The following is a 750-nucleotide window of genomic DNA, read 5'->3' as shown; positions in this document are numbered from 1 at the left end:
CGGGCGATCGGCTGCGCAACCCCGACCAGCTCCGCCGATCGCCCGTTGCTCAACCCGCGCCATACGGCGTACAACCCGCCGAGGCTCTAATTGCCGCTGGATGAAAATTCGGTGGCAGGTCATCATGGCGACGTTGCAGAATGGACCGAGCACGGCGGCTTGATCATCCATGGTCGCTCGGACGCGACCTTGAATCCCGGCGGGGTAGGAATAGGACGGCTGAAATCTACAATCAGGTCGAACACATTCCGGAAATTCTGGAATCGCTTTGCATCGGCCAAGACTTCAACAACGAAGTACGCGTCGTACTGTTCGTCAAGCTGGCGAAAGGCATCAGGCTCAACGCGGACATGGTCAACAAGATCAAAACCCAGATTCGCACTGGTGCAAGCCCGCGCCACGTACCGGCAAAAGTTATACAGGTGGCCGATATTCCACGCACGAAATCTGGCAAAATTACAGAACTTGCCGTGCGCGATGTCGTCCACGGACGTGCGATCAAGAATATGGAAGCACTCGCCAATCCCGAGGCATTGGATCTTTACCGAGACCTGCCGGAACTGGCAGAATGAAGTGACTGTTGTGCGGGCTTAATATGAGATGGGCTCAGTCGTGAGCGCCACCGCGGCGCTGAACAGGCTTCATACGACGCCCGCCGGAGGGTGCATCCACATGGGGTAATCGCGGGAGCGACGCGCCCTGAACCGATCATAGCCTTGGAGGGTGGCTGTTCCCCGATAAGATGAAATA

Annotated in this window: 1 pseudogene; it reads left to right on the top strand. The window is 57.2% G+C overall.

Annotated features, from left to right (window positions below):
* Positions 1-123: 123 nt before the first annotated feature.
* Positions 124-572 (top strand): annotated as a pseudogene (locus NKH19_RS33400) (AMP-binding enzyme); the annotation flags it as partial.
* Positions 573-750: the final 178 nt, after the last annotated feature.

It is taken from the genome of Mesorhizobium sp. M1338 (genome assembly GCF_040318045.1).
In the GTDB taxonomy this organism is placed as follows: Bacteria; Pseudomonadota; Alphaproteobacteria; order Rhizobiales; family Rhizobiaceae; genus Mesorhizobium.
Note: the sequence above shows the minus strand (reverse complement) of the source record. Positions and strands in the feature narration are given on the sequence as shown.